The sequence below is a fragment of the Anaeroplasma bactoclasticum genome (assembly GCF_003550015.1).
GTDB classification, from domain to species: Bacteria; Bacillota_I; Bacilli_A; order Acholeplasmatales; family Anaeroplasmataceae; genus Anaeroplasma; species Anaeroplasma bactoclasticum.
Window position 1 is genome coordinate 182264 of sequence record NZ_QXEV01000001.1, and the last position, 17202, is coordinate 199465.

At 31.4% G+C, this 17202-nt stretch carries 14 protein-coding genes; all 14 read left to right on the plus strand.

Annotated elements, in window-relative coordinates:
* The 14 genes from EI71_RS00715 to EI71_RS00780 all read left to right on the plus strand — a co-directional run bounded on the left by EI71_RS00715 (position 1) and on the right by EI71_RS00780 (position 17198).
* Positions 1–1902 (plus strand): ABC transporter ATP-binding protein, encoded by a 1902-nt coding sequence (locus tag EI71_RS00715; protein ID WP_119015327.1) that lies wholly within the window; start codon positions 1–3, stop codon positions 1900–1902.
* A 329-nt stretch (positions 1903–2231) separates the two neighbouring features.
* The gene (locus tag EI71_RS00720; RefSeq protein WP_119015328.1) at positions 2232–3320 is read left to right on the plus strand and encodes a homoserine dehydrogenase; all 1089 of its coding nucleotides are present in this window, start codon (positions 2232–2234) and stop codon (positions 3318–3320) included.
* A gap of 154 nt (positions 3321–3474) precedes the next feature.
* Complete coding sequence (locus tag EI71_RS00725; RefSeq protein WP_119015329.1) at positions 3475–6981, plus strand: type I pullulanase; 3507 nt, start codon at positions 3475–3477, stop codon at positions 6979–6981.
* 125 nt (positions 6982–7106) lie between these two features.
* The gene (gene tmk, locus EI71_RS00730; protein WP_119015330.1) at positions 7107–7733 is read left to right on the plus strand and encodes a dTMP kinase; all 627 of its coding nucleotides are present in this window, start codon (positions 7107–7109) and stop codon (positions 7731–7733) included.
* Positions 7734–7744: 11 nt separating this feature from the next.
* Entirely contained in the window at positions 7745–8824 is a 1080-nt protein-coding gene (locus EI71_RS00735; protein ID WP_119015331.1) for a hypothetical protein, read from the plus strand.
* Between the two features lie 58 nt (positions 8825–8882).
* A complete protein-coding gene (locus EI71_RS00740; RefSeq protein WP_162849632.1) occupies positions 8883–9746 on the plus strand; it encodes a PSP1 domain-containing protein in 864 nt (287 codons plus the stop codon).
* Entirely contained in the window at positions 9727–10461 is a 735-nt protein-coding gene (locus tag EI71_RS00745; RefSeq protein ID WP_162849633.1) for a tRNA1(Val) (adenine(37)-N6)-methyltransferase, read from the plus strand. The genes EI71_RS00740 and EI71_RS00745 overlap by 20 nt, the downstream gene beginning before the upstream one ends.
* Before the next feature lie 5 nt (positions 10462–10466).
* Complete coding sequence (locus EI71_RS00750; RefSeq protein WP_119015334.1) at positions 10467–10874, plus strand: hypothetical protein; 408 nt, start codon at positions 10467–10469, stop codon at positions 10872–10874.
* Positions 10874–11719, plus strand: coding sequence for a 16S rRNA (cytidine(1402)-2'-O)-methyltransferase (rsmI, locus tag EI71_RS00755; protein WP_119015335.1), 846 nt, complete (start codon positions 10874–10876; stop codon positions 11717–11719). Before EI71_RS00750 ends, rsmI begins: the two co-directional genes overlap by 1 nt.
* A 6-nt stretch (positions 11720–11725) precedes the next feature.
* Positions 11726–12259, plus strand: a complete 534-nt coding sequence (locus EI71_RS00760) for a hypothetical protein (RefSeq protein ID WP_119015336.1) — start codon at positions 11726–11728, stop codon at positions 12257–12259.
* A gap of 111 nt (positions 12260–12370) precedes the next feature.
* A complete protein-coding gene (locus EI71_RS00765) occupies positions 12371–13027 on the plus strand; it encodes a tRNA1(Val) (adenine(37)-N6)-methyltransferase (RefSeq protein ID WP_119015337.1) in 657 nt (218 codons plus the stop codon).
* 12 nt (positions 13028–13039) lie between these two features.
* Entirely contained in the window at positions 13040–14584 is a 1545-nt protein-coding gene (locus EI71_RS00770; protein ID WP_162849634.1) for a MutS-related protein, read from the plus strand.
* A complete protein-coding gene (locus EI71_RS00775; RefSeq protein WP_119015339.1) occupies positions 14581–16053 on the plus strand; it encodes a MutS-related protein in 1473 nt (490 codons plus the stop codon). Before EI71_RS00770 ends, EI71_RS00775 begins: the two co-directional genes overlap by 4 nt.
* A 242-nt stretch (positions 16054–16295) precedes the next feature.
* Positions 16296–17198, plus strand: a complete 903-nt coding sequence (locus tag EI71_RS00780; RefSeq protein ID WP_147387540.1) for a GGDEF domain-containing protein — start codon at positions 16296–16298, stop codon at positions 17196–17198.
* Positions 17199–17202 lie beyond the last annotated feature (4 nt).

Genomic DNA, 17202 nt, shown 5'->3' on the forward strand with positions numbered 1-17202 from the left:
ATGAGTGAAGCAAATAACTCCCGTGAAAAAGTAAAAAGTGCAATGAAGGGTAATGGCGCCCCAATGAGAGGGCCTGGTGCTAGATTTACAAGAGCAAAAGAAAAGCCAAAGAATACAAAGGTAACAATTAAAAGATTATTTGGCTATTTAATGCATTCTAAGGTATTAGTTATAGCATTACTAATTGTTGCTCTTATATATACTGCTGCAGGAATATATTCTAGTGTATTAATTAAAGATGTTGCAGGAGCATTAGGTACATATAATAGTGAGGCAAAAGCCTGGGTGAGGGAGCCTAACGAGGCATCGTTTTATTATTCCTTATGGTCATTATTAATTACTTATGTTGTATATTGTGTATTCTTATATTTATCATCCTTATTTGGAGCATTTTTAGCTGCTAAAACAGTTAGAAAAATGAGAAATGATTTATTTGAAAAGATCGTATATTTACCTATATCTTATCTAGATTCTCATTTCCATGGAGATTTATTATCTAGAATGACAAATGATGTAGATAATATTTCTAATGTAATATCTTCATCCATTACTTCATTAATTAGTGGTGTATTAACTATTTTGGGATGCTTAGGTGTAATGCTTTGGCATTCTCCACTATTAACTTTAATTTCCTTTGTTGTATTAATTCTTACATTAATCTACACAAAGCTAATGAGTAAATATGCAAGACCTCTATTTGTAAAACAGCAAGGAGTACTTGGAGCATTAAATACTCAAACGGAAGAAATGGTTACAGGCTATAAAACGGTAATAACAAATAATCATGAGGCTATAGCTATAGAAGAATTCTCTAAATATAGTGATGATTTTACGCATACAGCGATTAAAGCTCAGGTATTAGGCTCATCTATGGGACCTATCATGAACTTTATTGGAAATATAGGATATTTCTTGGTTTGTATTTGTGGAGCATTATTTATTGTTCATGGTATTGGTGGAACAATCTATGGTGAGCCATTAACTATCGCAATAGTTATTATGTTTTTAACTACTACAAAGCAGTTCACAAGACCTATTAATGAGGTTGCAATGCTTTATTCATCCATTGTTACAGCACTTGCAGGTGCAGAGAGAGTATTTAGTGTAATGGATGAGGAAGTAGAAAACTTCAATGGTACACTAGAATTTAAATATGATGATGTTAAAGGTGAGATTGATTTTTTACATATCGATTTTGGATATGAAGAAAACGAGCTTGTATTAAAGGATTTCTCTATGCATGTAGATAGTGGCCACAAGGTTGCACTTGTAGGTGCAACAGGTAGTGGTAAAACCACTATCGTAAATCTACTATTAAGATATTATGATCCAAATAGTGGTAAAATCCTAATCGATGGGAAAGACACCTTAGATATTTCTAAAAAGGATTTAAGAGATGCAATTTCTATTGTTTTACAAGATCCTGTATTATTTGGTGATACCATTGAGAATAATGTAAAATATGGCAAAAAGGATGCAACTGATGAAGAGGTTGATTTTGCACTAACATTCGCGAATTGTGATTCTTTCATCAACAATTTACCAGATGGAAAGAAAACAATCTTAACCGAAGGTGCAACCAACATAAGCCAAGGTCAGCGGCAGCTACTTACTATAGCTAGAGCAGTTTTAGCTGATCCTAGAATTTTAATTTTAGATGAAGCAACCTCATCTGTAGATACAAGAACAGAAAAGAAGGTTCAGGATGCCATGGTTAAGCTTATGGCAAATAGAACATCCATTATCATTGCCCATAGATTATCTACAATCCAAGATGCCAATAGAATTATAGTACTTGATAAGGGACATGTAGTAGAAGAAGGTACACATAAAGAGCTTTTAGCTATAAATGGTGTATATAGAAAGCTATATGAAACTCAGTTTAAGGGACTAGATACATAAAAAGAAATTAAAGAATAAGCTATTTAAGGTAGTAGATAGAGAGCTTGTAAATGATAAGCTAATTCTAAAGCTTACAGGGACAAAGAATATGATTAAAAGCAAAGAAGCATATAAGGAATCTATTACTTTAGCTATAGAAAATAAAGATATTTTTGAAGGACAATTTGTCTTTGTAAAATAAAAATATATGATATGGACTACAGATATGGACAATACCCATATCTGTTTTTCATAGTCGTACACCTGTTTTTATGTAAAGGATTTCATATTGAAATGGTATAGTAAAACTGATATACTAAAGGCAAGTTTTAATTGAGGTGGTATGTCTTATGAAATTAGGATTATTTGGATATGGTACTATTGGTAGGGGAGTATATACATTAGTAGAAGGATTAGATAAATCTTATAATGTTTCCATCCCAAAGGTATTTGATTTACCTATAAAAAAAGAACAGCTTGGAGATAAGCTAGTTACAGATATTTATGATATTATTAACGATAAGGATATTGATTGTGTTGTTGAGGTATTAGGTGGACATGATGTACCTTATGAAGTAATTATTGGATGCTTAAAAAATGGTAAAAGTGTAATTACAGCCAATAAAGAGGTAGTATCGAATCATTTAGAGGAATTCATTAATTTAGCACACGAAAATAATTGTTCCTTTTGCTTTGAAGCATCTGCAGGTGGAGGAATTCCTGTTATTCGTACTCTAATCGATAATTTAAAGGTAAATGATGTTAATGATATTTTTGCAATATTAAATGGTACAACAAACTATATCCTAACAAGAATGGATGAGGATAACCTATCTTTTGAGGATGCTTTATTCTTAGCAAAGAAAAATGGCTTTGCAGAAGCTAATCCTACTGCCGATTTAGAGGGATTAGATATTGTAAGAAAGATTAATATTTTATCCTCACTAGCATTTAAGGGTAATATTTCTAATGATGATATTTACCACTATGGTATTACAGGAGTTAATAAAGAAATCCTAGATATTATTAAGAAGGAAGGCTATGCCTTAAAATTTGTAGCATCCTCTATGAAAAACGAAGAGAATGAGGTATTGATTCGTGTTGAGCCTACAATGGTTCCACTAAATCACCCATTTGCCTCTGTAAAGAATGAATTTAATGCAGTATTATTTACTGGTTCTACAAATAGTGACTTGATGTTTTATGGTAAGGGCGCAGGCTCTATCCCTACCGCAACTGCGATTGTTTCTGATTTAGTTTCTATTTTAGAGAATAGAGCTTATATCAATTATAAGAACTTAAATCAGCTTAAAGTTAACCATGATTTAAAGAATCTATATAAGTATTTTATCTTCCAAGAAGATGGAAAATATGAGATAAAAGAAGAGGTTAGCGACAAAGAACTTATGGCTTCTAAGTTCTATGCTAGAGTGATTTAAAAAGACATAATTTAATTATTTTCGTAAAAATGATATCTTTTTTTAGATATCGTTTTTTTTCTTTAAATGAAATGTCATAGTGTGATATAATTTAAATATGCAGTAAACGTTTGCATAAAAACGGTAAAACCGATTCAAAAACAAGGAGGAAAAGATGAAAAAGCTAGTTAAATATATGATTGCAGCAATCATGGGTTGTTTTGCATTCATAGGAATTATCTCTGCATTTGATATCATCAAGGTAAGCGCTGCAGGATATAGTGATGTAGAGAATAAGTTAGTATTCCACTACGACGGCGATAAAACCGCATTTAACCATATGTGGATTTGGCCAAAGAGTGGAAACGGTAATTGGTATGCATGGGAAGGAACCGATGATAAAGGATTCGCCTATACAACTTTTGATTACACAACATCTGCAACTAAGGAATTTGGCTTTCTAGTTGTTAAGGGCGAATGGGCAGCCAAGGATACAGATGCAGATAGATATGTTAATTTAGATGAATTAACATTAGATGCAAAGAGTAACTATCATGTTTATTTGGTACAAGGAGATAGCGAAGTGTATACAAAACCAGGAGTAGTACAACCAAAATTCTATTCTTTACAGATTACAAAGGATAATACAGGTAATTATGTATTGTATTGTAAGACAAATACAGAATGGAAGGATTTAACATTATATAAGGGAGAGACTCCAATTTTAACATCTCTTACATTAGATACAGATCCAAACGTATCTGTAAGCGGCATGGAATTATCTTATAATCTAGGAACAGAATTCCCAGATTTAGCTATGCCTTATAAGATGGAAATGACATTTGATGTTGAACAGGAAGATTCTTCTGTTATTGAAGTTTCTGTTGATGCAATCGCAAACACATCAACTTTATACAGCGAAAAAGAATTTGCAGATAATTATACTTATACAGGAGAACTTGGTGCAATTTACACTAAGGCTTCTACAACATTTAAGGTATGGACTCCAATTTCTTCATCTGTTAAATTAAGAATTTATGAAAATGGTACTCCAACAGATGTATCTGATTCATTAGGTGATGATACTTATACTGAGTATGATATGACACTTGGTGAAAAGGGTGTATTCTCTACAACTGTTGAAGGCGATTTAGATGGCAAGTATTATACATATGTTGTTACAAATCCATCTTTCAAAAATAGAGAAATTGTTGATCCATATGCTAAGTCTACTGGTGTTAATGGTAGAAGAGGTATGATTGTTAACTTTGATAAGATTAATGAAGAATTAAATTGGGATTCTGTAAGCATTAATGAATATAAATCAACTAATCTTACTGTATATGAAACTCATATTGCAGATTTAACATCATCTACAACTTGGGGTGGACCTGAAGAGTTATCAAAGACTTATAAGGGATTCTATTTAGAAGGAACAACTTATACAGAAAAGGATACTACAGTTAAGACAGGTTTCGATCATATTAAAGAATTAGGTGTTAACGCTGTACAAATTATTCCTATCTTTGATTCTGATAATGATGAAATTAATCGTTCATTTAACTGGGGTTATAATCCATTAAACTATAATTCATTAGATGGTTCATATTCTACTAATCCATATGATGGATATGAGAAGATTCGTGAATTCAAAGAGTTAGTTAAGGCTTATAATGAAGCTGGTATTAACATTATTATGGACGTTGTATACAACCATGTAATGGCAGCTTCTGGATCAAACTTTGATGTATTAATGCCTGGATATTACTATAGATATAATGCAGATGGCAGCTTATCTAATGGTTCTGGTTGCGGTAATGAAACTGCATCGAATATGCCAATGTTCCGTAAGTTTATGATTGATTCTACTGAGTTCTGGGCTAAGGAATATAAACTTGGTGGTTTCCGTTTTGACTTAATGGGATTACATGACGTCGAAACAATGAATGAGCTAAGTGAGAACTTACATGATAATGTTAATGAATATATTACAGTATACGGTGAGCCTTGGGCTGGTGGAACACCTGCGTATGATACAAGCAAACTTGCATATCAGGATAATATTTTAAAGTATACAGAATATGGTTGCTTTAATGATAAGATTAGAGACTCTTTAATTAAGGGTGGTTTATCTAGTGATGGTGCTAAGGGTTGGATTACAGCTGGCACAAAGTATGTAGCAAATAGTGCCGTAAGAAGCCAAGATGCATTTGAAAAGGTAATTGCAAAGATTAAGTTATATACTAGAGATGGTCTAAATTATAATGAAGTTAAGTTAGAAGATGGTTATCAGGCTGGTACAGTTTACTATCAATTACAGAGTGAGGGTGCATCTAAGGCTGATATGACAGAACTTCAAAATGGTATTGCTGGTTTCGTACAGGATTACCCAAGATATCTTGCAGCAACAGTAACTGCAGATAATTTTGCAGAAAAAGTTGCAGCTGGTATTTATGTAGAAGATGGTGATTATTATAAGAAGGTAACTTCTAATGATACATTTGATGCAAACGCTAATTATTTCATTAGAAAGGCTTCTAATGAGCCATGGCAGGCATTAACTTATGTAACTTGTCATGATAACTATACTCTTGTGGATAGAATTAGTGCTGCAGGTATTGTTGGTAATAAGACAATTGGCCAGATGGCTGTATTAGCTAACTCTGTTGTATTTACATCTCAGGGAATTTCTTTCATGCTTGCTGGTGAAGAATTCTTAAGAACAAAGGGTGGAGACAAGAACTCTTATTCATCTTCTTATGAAGTAAATGAATTAAATTATGCTTTAAAGATTAAGAATGCTAAAGTATTCGAAACTTATCAAAAGTTAATCGCAATTAAGCAAAACGCTAATTTATTTGGTTATAACACTCAAGAAGAGTGCGAAGCATTTAGAAATACTATTCAGATTTCTAGTGATTACTCTATGGTATCTTACAAGATGAGATATGAAGATGGTGATGATTTATTAGAATACTATATTATCCATGTTAATGGTATTGGAAATGCAGAAGACCATGTTGTAAATTTAGCCGGATACACATTATATCTAGATACATTAAATACAGGTGCTGAATTAACTGATAATTATCAATTACAGTCTTACCAGACAATCATTGCTTATCGTAAGATTGATCAGACTATTGGTGATTTCACTCCAGCTGAAGCTAAGAATGGTGTTGTAGTTTCTAATGTATTTGCTAAGGCAAAGGATGGAAATGCAACTGCAACATTCAATGTTGGTACTACAAAGATTGAATTCAATAATGCGGCAGTAAATGAAATTGCTGGTAAGGATGTTACTCTTACTGTTAAGGTAAATGAAACTGAAGTGGCTGGTGCTGCTTATGTTGTTGAATTATCTTTATCAGGTTCTACATTCGCTAATGGTGCTGCTACAGTATCCTTCGATTATAATGAAGCTACACCAGATGGTAAGGTTGCTAAACTATACTACATTAATGATAATGGTGAAAAGGTGGATATGAATGCTACATTCGCTAATGGCAAGGTTACATTCACTACAACTCATTTCTCTACATTTGCAGTATTCTATGATTCCCTACCTTCTACAGGTTTAAGCGCAGGCGCAATCGTAGGTATCGTGCTTGGTTCCGTTGCATTAGTAGCACTTGCTGGCTTCTGTGTATATTATTTCTTCTTCCGTAAGAGAAATGCATAAAAACTAGTTATAAATACATAAAGTCCTTCATTTTGAAGGGCTTTTGTTTTTTCTCTTTTCCTAAGAGTTTTCTTTAAATTTGATATGTTTTATTGTATAATAAAACCTGATATGGAGTGATGATTATGAATCTAAAGAACTTTATTACCTTTGAAGGTGGAGAATGTAGTGGAAAGACTTCTATTATTAACTCAGTAAAGGCTTTATTTGATGAAAAGGGAATTGATTATATTTCAACAAGAGAACCAGGTGGTATTAAGATTGCAGAACAAATTAGAAATATCATCTTGGATATTAATAATACAGAAATGACAAGCGAAACAGAAACCCTACTTTATGCTGCTGCTCGTATGCAGCACTTACATGAAAGAGTTATTCCAGCTTTAAATAGTGGTAAGGTTGTTTTATGCGATAGATTCTTAGATTCTAGCTTAGCTTATCAAGGATACGCAAGAGGAATTGGTATGGATAATGTATTAAAGGCAAATAGCTTTGCTTTAGATAAATTACCAGATTTAACTATCTTTATTGATGTAACTCCAGATGTTGCACTAAAAAGATTATCTGGAAGAGAAAAAGCGGACCGTTTAGATTTAGAAGCTATGGATTTCCATCAAAAAGTATATGAAGGATACCACAAGGTATTAGAAATGTATCCTGACCGCATTGTAAGAATTGATGGTAATAAGCCTTTAGAAGAGGTTACTAAGGATTGTATTAAAGCAATTTTAGATTATTTAAAAATATCATAAAAAGGTGAATTATGAACGTAAAAAGAGCAGTAGATAACCAAATTGGTATCTTTAATATGTTGAAAACTGCAAAGGACCAAGGCCGTATGTCTCATGCATATTTATTTTATGGTGAGGAGGGTACTGGCAAAAAGGAAATGGCATATGCCCTATCCTGTCTTTTATACTGCCCTAATGGTGGAGATTTGACTTGCGATGTTTGTAAAACAATTCTAGAGGGGAACCATATGAATGTGGATTATATAGGAATCCAAAAGGATAAAACAAAAATCTCCAAAGAACAAATTACATCCTTGCAGGATGAATTTTCTAAGACTTCTTTAGTAGAAGGTACAAGAATTTATATTATAGATGGAATTGATACCGCAACAAGTGCGGCTCAAAATAGCTTATTAAAATTTATTGAAGAGCCAATCAATCAAACACCTACAGTAGGTATCTTTTTAGCTAATGAATTATCGAATGTAGTAAATACAATTCAATCAAGATGTATACTTGAGCATTTCCCATCCATTTCTAAAGAAAAAGAAATATCCTCTTTAATAGAAGAAGGAATTGATGAGCTAGACGCAAGACTTTCATCCATTTTAACAAATGATATTGATGAAGCTATTGAAATGGTAAAGAATATAGATTCTAATCCTTTAGAGGAATTAAGAGGCGATGCAAGCTATAGTGCCTTACTTTTATCTAATCCAGATAAAGGAGAAGCCTTAATTAAAGAAATAGCTGAAAAAATGGTAAAAAAGAGTAAGGATTATTATGCTGTAAAAGAAATATTCTTAGAAATGATAAAGCTTAAAAATGAAAAAATGACAGTTATGTTTTATACAAAATATGTCAATGTATTCCAAGAAGTATATCGTATGAATATGCTACTAAATTTTACGATTTGCTTTTTAGAGGACTGTCTATTTCATTTAGATAACCCTCATCTTTCCCCTTTATCTAAAGAGATTCAAGAATATAATAAGAAGTATGGAAATAAGGTTAAGAATAAGCTTGAAGAGTGCTTAACACTTTCTAAGGAATTAAGCTATAATGTTTTACCTAAGAATATATTCCATTCTTTATTACTCAAATTCATTTAATTGAAATATTAGCTAAAAATAATATATAATTATATTGAAGGTTTTTTAAGGTGATGTTATGAAGGTAACCAAGGTACAGTTCAAGCCTCTTGGTAAAAGATATTTTTTTGGGATAGCAAATTTAGATTTAAAGGATAAAACACCAGTAGTAGTAAATACCATTCGTGGTATTGAAATGGGATACTGTGTTGGAGATCCTTTTGATTTAGAAGAGGATGAATCTATTCCAGAGCTTAAGGATGTTGTAAGAATCGCAACAGAAGAGGATTTGAAGAATTACAATAAGAATAAGGCTTTAGAGCCAGAGGTTGTTTCTAAAACAAAGGAATTTGCGAAAAAGGAAAACCTTGAAATGAAGGTTTTAGAAGCTGAATATACATTAGATCAAGCAAAGCTAATCATTTATTTTGAAAGCGAAGGAAGAGTAGACTTCCGTGAGCTTGTAAAGGATTTAGCTGAAATTTATCATACAAGAATTGAGCTTAGACAAGTAGGATCTAGAGATGGAGCTAAGGTATTTGGTGGAATTGGTCCTTGTGGATTAATTGTTTGTTGCCAAACATTTATTACTCAGTTTGATAATGTTTCTGTTAAAATGGCTAAAAACCAAAACTTAAGCTTAAATCCTGTAAAGATTAGTGGTAACTGTGGTAAATTATTATGCTGTATTAATTATGAAAATGAATTATATACTGAGCTTAGAAAATATGCTCCAGATACTGGAGATATTGTTGAAACACCAGATGGTCCAGCTAAAGTATTAACCTGTGATGTATTAAATAAGAATCTAAAGGTTAAATACGTTGGAGAAGATAATAAATTTGGCTATTTTAAGCTTGATGAGGTAAAGTTTACTCCATCTAAGGATAAAAAGAAAAAGAAGGAAATAGAGGAAGATTTCGATGCCTATAGTTTGCAATGAGTTATTAGGTAGAGAATTAATTAAAATATATCAAGACACAGAATCCTTTAATTTTTCTATTGATTCTATGCTATTAGCTGATTTTGTATCCATTACTGCAAGATGCAAAAGCATTTGTGATTTATGTACAGGTAATGCTCCAATTCCTTTATATTTATCTTTAAGAAGTAAGGCAAATATTATTGGAGTTGAGGTACAAGAGCATTCCTATAATTTAGCTATAGATTCCGTTAAGGTAAATAAGCTAGAAAATCAAATTACAATTATCCATGATAATTTAATTGATATTTCAAATAAAATTGGTAAATCTAAATTTGATGTTGTAACATGTAATCCCCCCTTCTTTAAGGTTGGAAATCATCAAATTAATCCGAAGGATTCAAAAGCGATAGCTCGTCATGAGATTTTAGCTACATTAGAAGATATTATTAAAGAAGCTTCTAAATTATTAAATACTCGTGGTAGATTTGCCTTAGTACATAGACCAGAAAGATTACCAGAAATCTTAGAATTATTTAAAAAATATCATATAGAGCCTAAAAGATTAAGGCTTGTATATCCTAGGGTGGGTATGGAATGTAATCATATTCTAATTGAAGGCATCAAAGATGGTGCAGTAGATGGACTTAGAATTGAAGGACCATTATATGTTTATAAAGATGATAATACTTGGACCGATGAGGTTCTAAAAATATATAATTATACAAAGGAGTGAGTATTATGTTTTTAAGTTTATTAAACAAGAAGGAAATGCTAAAATTCCTAGATTTAGCTATCTACATGGTAGATATCGATGGAGAGCCTACTGATGTAGAAAAGAGAGTATTAACAAAAATGATTGCAGAGCTTGACGCAGTTAAGGATGAATTCTCCTTCCGTTTAGCTGATACTGTAGAAAATACAATCAATTTCTTTGCTTCTGCAAACCAGGTTGTAAGAAATGTTGTTTATCTTAACCTAGTTACTATTTCTATGGAGGACGATTTATACAATACTTCTGAATTATTATTCCTAGAGAAGATTCAGAAGGTATTTGAAATCACTGCTGAAAAGAGAAGAGAATTAATCTCTATCGTTTATGCAGAGCGTGATTTAAGAGAAAAGGCAATTCGTATAATTAAAAACTAATGAGAACTAGAAGTTTTAACACTGATAAGGGCATTCTTTATCTTGTGGCAACGCCGATTGGAAATTTATCGGATTTTTCATTGCGCGCGATAGAAACTTTAAAATCCGTAGATAAAATATACGCAGAGGATACAAGGAATTCCCTTGTTCTTTTGAAGCATTATAATATTACAACAAAGCTAGAAAGCTACCATGAATTTAACCAAGAGGAAAAAACATTAGATGTTGTAAAGGAAATTGAGGATGGTATGAAAATTGCATTAATATCTGATGCAGGCTTACCTGTTATTTCTGATCCTGGCTATAAGATTGTAGAAGAAGCCTCAAAAAGAGGACTTGCTATATCTACAATTCCTGGAGCTTCTGCAGGTATTAGTGCTTTAATTGCTTCAGGCCTTGCGCCTATGCCATATACATTTTATGGATTTTTAGATTCTAAAAAGACAAAAAGAATGTCTAGTCTTAATGAATTAAAATATATCCCGCATACAATAATCTTTTATGAGGCACCTCATAGAATTATGGAAACTCTAACAGATATGCTAGAAGTTTTTGGTAATAGAAATATTTGTCTTGCAAGAGAATTAACAAAAACCTATGAAGAATATATTAGAGGTACCATTGAGGATGTTTTAAAGATTGAAGGATTAAAGGGAGAAATGGTCCTTATTGTTGAAGGATATAAGGACACAAAGGCTCTTGACGCAAATCCATTTGAAAAAATAGAAGAGCTTATATCCTTAGGCTACAAGCCTAATGAGGCTATAAAAGAAGCCTCTAAGCTTTTTAATATGGATAGAAGAGAGCTTTATAAGGATTATTTAGAATATAAGAATGAGAAGTAGAGGCATATGGTTTATAGTGAGGAATATAAAAATTTAAAAGATGAAAAAAACGTCTTTAAAGAAATAAGCTATGAAGAGTTTATGGATATGTTTGAGCATTTAGAAACAGGTATTGTATTACTTGGTGGTGCTTGGTGTAAGAATGCTCAAATCATTGTCCCTTATGCAAATACCTTAGCAAAGAAAAAAGGTTTAGATGTTATTTATAATTTTGATTTAAAATATGAAAATGAATTAGGCCGTCAGGGAGATTTAAGAACTGGTACAAGCCTAGATCATAGACTTGAATATTTTAATATCGCAGAAAAAACTGGAATTACAAGTGAGACAGTTGTAGAAAATACAATGATGCCAAGAATTCCATCTCCTACATTTGTAGCAATTAAAAATGGTGCAACAGTAGGCTATTTTACTGCAAAATATGTTCAAGATGAATCCTTAGATAATTTAGAATTATCGGATACAGATATGCTTGATTTTGCAGCAAAATTCACAGATTTAGTTGATTTAATCAAAAGTGATAACAGATTCAATATTTAAAAATTTGCTTACCTGAGGATTCTTGGGTAAGCTAATTTTTTATTATAATAGAAAAACAAGACAAAATAATATAAAATTATATTAAAGAAGACTATTTAAAAAGAGGATTATATGATTACAAAGGATTATTTGCCAAATCATCCTGAAATTGAATTGTATCAGGATGATGAAATGCTAAGAATTAATACTGATACCATGGTGTTAGGTGAATTTTTAAATATATATAGAAATGATATTGTTCTAGATATGGGAACAAATCAAGGAGCATTACTTTTATATGCCAATTTATTTCATCCAAAAAAGTTAATTGGACTTGAGCTAAATCAAAGAGGCTGTGATTTAGCAATCAAGAATATGGAATTAAATCATATTGATAATTATGAAATTATTTGTGGAAATATTATTACTTATACAAATGATCCTGTAGATATAATTATATGTAATCCTCCATATTTTAAAACCGAAGAGGATAATAAAGGAAAGAATAATTATAAGGCTATAGCGAAGCATGAGGGAGAATTAACCTTAAAGAATTTAGTAGAATCCATAGAAAGAAATTTAAAGGATAATGGAACATTATACTTTTTATTCTTATCCTCTAGATTAGATGAGGTATTAATGGAATTAAGACGTAAGCACTTAATTCCAAAGATTATAAAATTTGTATATGATAATGATAAACAATATTCTAATGTATTTTTAGTGAAAGCAGTTAAAAATGGTAAGGTAGGATTAGTAGTTGAAAAGCCTATTATTATAAAAAGATAGGAGGTCTTCCCTATGGAATTTTATAGTGTTTTATTCCCTAATATAGAATTAGAGGAAAAGGTAAATGAAATAGCCCCTAAAAGCTTAAAGGATCTACATTTAGATCAGCTTTTTGGCTATATATTTCAAGAAAAATATGAATATGATTTAAAGGGCTTTTTCTATACGCCTTTAAAGAATTTAGAGGTTATTTCCTATAGACAATCTGTCTTAAAGGATTTACTTAAGGGGGATGTTCGTGCTTTATTTACCACCTTTTCTTCAAAAACAGGATATTTAAAAAGAAAGATGAATAATATTAGAGGAGGCCTTCCAAAAAGACTAGAAAAGGAAAAGAATTATCTGGTTCGAGGAGAATTACTAGAATCTGCATATGTATATGTATGTGCTATAGAAGATTTAATTTTAAAGCTAGATTCTATGCAAATTGAATCGAAGGGATTAGTTTTATTTAAGGAATATATAAGTGAATATGCAAAGGATCCATTCTTTATAAGGTTAAAGAATGAGGTTACAAGAGTTAAGGAAATATTTAACAAAATTCAATATAATTTATATATTAAGGGTACCTCGATTAGTCTTTTTAAATACGACGACGAAAAAAGCTTAACCGATGAGATTACAGCTTTATTCGATAAATTCCATCAGGATGGGAATGGTAAACCATTACCAAAGCTAAAGCCAGAGGCATATAATGTTGATATGGAAAATAATATTATGGCTATGATGGCAAAGGTTTACCATGAGGAATTTAAGGAGCTAGAAAAGTTTTGTGCAGAATTTAAGGATTTTGATAATCCAGTACTTTTAAGATTTTCTAAAGAAATTCAGTTCTATTTATCTTGGTATGAAATTACAGAAATGATAAGAAATAATGGCATGAGCTTTACAATTCCTAAGGTTACCTTAGATAAAGGGCATATGTATATCAATGATTTTTATGATTGTATGCTGGCATTTAATTTATCTGGTCATGTTGTACCTAATAGTATAAGATTAGATTCTCCTGAACATATTTTGGTTATTACAGGTCCAAACCAAGGTGGTAAAACCACCTTCGCTAGAGCCTTTGGTCAGGCTCATTATTTAGCCTCCTTAGGCTTAGATATTCCGGGAAGTGATGCAGAAATCTATTTAATTGATCAGGTATTGACGCATTTTGAGGTTGAAGAATCCATTGAAACCTTAAATGGCAAGCTTGAGGATGAGCTTGAAAGATTATATGAGCTAAAGGAAGCAGCAACTAAGGATAGTGTTATTTTAATTAATGAAATCTTTGCTTCGACTACAGTAGAGGATGCAGTAAAGCTTGGAATGCACATGATGAAGTATTTAGAGGATTTAGGTGCAATCGCGATTGTGGTTACCTTCTTAGATGAGCTTGCAACCCTAAGTAGCCACGAGGTAAGCCTAATGACTGAGGTAGCGGGAGAAGAGGATCACACTAGAACCTTTAAAATCGTAAGGAAAGCCCCAGATGGTAGAGCCTTTGCGATGGATATTGCGAAGAAGTATGGACTATCTAAGGAAGACTTAGAGAGGAGGCTTGCCAAATGAAAGCTTATTTAATGTTTAAGGATAAGAATTTTGTTTTAGATGATAATGGAATGTATAATTCTATAGTTACATTAGATGATTTAGAAATAGAATCTGTTTTAAAATATGCATCGGATTCGGATGAATTAATTCATAACGTTTTAAAGAAATCTCTTGCAAATCCATTACTTGATTTAGAGGAAATCAAGTATCGTCAGGAGGTTTTAAAGGATTCCTTAGATAACCCTGAAATTGTTAGAGATTTATATCAAATTTGTGTAGATACATTAAATAAAATAAAAAAATATTGGTTTGGCTCAGGCTCTGGATCCTTATCGAATACCTATGTATCCGCACTTGATCACTTGTCCTATTTTATTGAAGGGCTAAAGAGCTTAAGAGAAATTGCAGATAAGCATAGTAATAAATTTAAATCGATAGGCTTTATCAATTTATTTAAGGATTTAAAGGAAGAATTATCTAATGAATATTTAGCTAAGGTAGATGCCTTAGTTAAGGAATTAAATAATAGAGATGATTATTTAATTTCTGCAACCCTAGGTGCACATTTAAATGGTATTAATTACACCCTAAGACATGTTGAAAACGAAAAGAAATATAAATCCTCCCTATTCAATAGAGCTCCAATCTATAAGGTTAAGGAGGATGATAGTGTTGCGAAAAAGGATTTAGAAAATAGAAAGAATTTAGCGCTTGTTCATGCAGCCAATGCCTTAGCTATTGCAGATAACCATCTAGATGGCTATTTCAATATGCTGATGAGTGAGCTTGCCTTTTATGTTGGTAATCTAAATTTGGCTTATGAATTAAATTTAGTTCATATGCCATATTCTATTCCAAATGTATTAGAAATAAATTCCTATGATAGAGAATGGATAGAATTATATGATTTAGCCTTAGTATCGAAAAAGAAAAGAGAGGTAACCTCAAATTCCAATATAGCCCAAGATATTCATCTACATATTATTACTGGAGCGAACAGTGGAGGTAAGACAACCTTCCTAAGAAGCTTCGGCCAGGCAACCTTGATGGGGCAAGCTGGAATGCTAGTTCCAGCTAAGGAGTTTAAATTCCCAATAAGAAGTGGAATTTATACACACTTTAAAAAGGAAGAGGATAAGAAGATTAAAAGTGGTAAGCTAGATGAGGAGCTAAAGAGAATTAGTGAAATTATAGATCATATAGATAAGTATTCCTTAATTCTATTTAATGAATCCTTCTCATCTACAAATGAGCGTGAGGGCTCTGAAATTAATAATCAAATTGTTGATGCATTAATTTCTCACTCCCATGAGGGTTTCTCTGTATCTCATTTATATACCTTTGCGTCAAAATATTTTGAGGATAAGAATGTTGAATTCTTAGTCGCAGAACGTAAGGATGATGGAACAAGATCCTATAGGATTTTAAAGGGATTACCAGAAAAAACAGCTTATGGATTAGATTTATATAATAAAGTTTTTGGTTAATTTGTATTTTTTGATATTAAATTGAAAAAATTTGTATTACTTTTTGAAAGAATGTGTATAATTTATATGCATTCTTTTTATTATGGTATAGAATAGAATTAGAAAGGGGTGTTAGTTTGCAAAACCCACAGGAGCAATATACCTATAGAACTTTGTTAAAAAGAACTTGTTTTATAACAAACATAATATATTTAATCATTCGAATTTTATATTTAATATTTTTCATTACAACAAAAGTCTATGTGTTAATATATTTTGATATCGCATCGATTGCTATGTATTTATTTACATTCCTACTAGTAAAGAAGAATAAATTCTATGTTTATTCCTTATTTTGTGGAAATGAATTTTTAGTTTTAATGTCCTTATCTACTATATATTTAGGCTTTGCCTCAGGATTCCAGCTAAATATTATTGGTATTTGTGTTGTAGCCTTCTTTGCAGCATACTTCTCTAAAGGAAAAGGAATCAGAAATTCCTTAATTTGGAGTGTAATGAGTGTTGCCATATATTTGTTCTTACATTTTTATATGAGTTTCCATACTCCTATTTATCCTATGGAAGCTTGGTTTAATATAAGCTTTTATGCCTTCCATGCAATTCTTGTATTTGCGTTTATTGCAATTTATCTTGTGGTATTCGTTAGATATACAAGAAGCCTTGAGGAAAGAATACTAAGTGAATCAAGAATTGATTTCTTGACTAAAACGCATAATCGATATGATTTATATAGCTACTTAGATTCTATTACAGAGAAGAAGGAATACTCTTTAGCTATATTCGATATTGATGATTTTAAAAAGATCAATGATGTATATGGTCATATTTGTGGAGATTATATTCTAAAGGAATTAGCATTTATTGCAAGTAATACTCTAGGAGATTCCTTTGTATCTAGATATGGAGGAGAGGAATTCATTATTATTGCAAAGGAAAATAATAATGAATTCTATGAAAGATTAGAGGATTTAAGAAAATATATAGCTTCTCATGTTTTCCAATTTAATGATACAAAAATAAATATAACCATCACCATTGGTGTTGGAATTTATGAAGAAAATATGAGTATTGAAGCTTGGATAGATAATGCAGATAGCAAATTATATCAAGGAAAAAATAGTGGTAAGAATAAAACAGTAATGTAAAAAG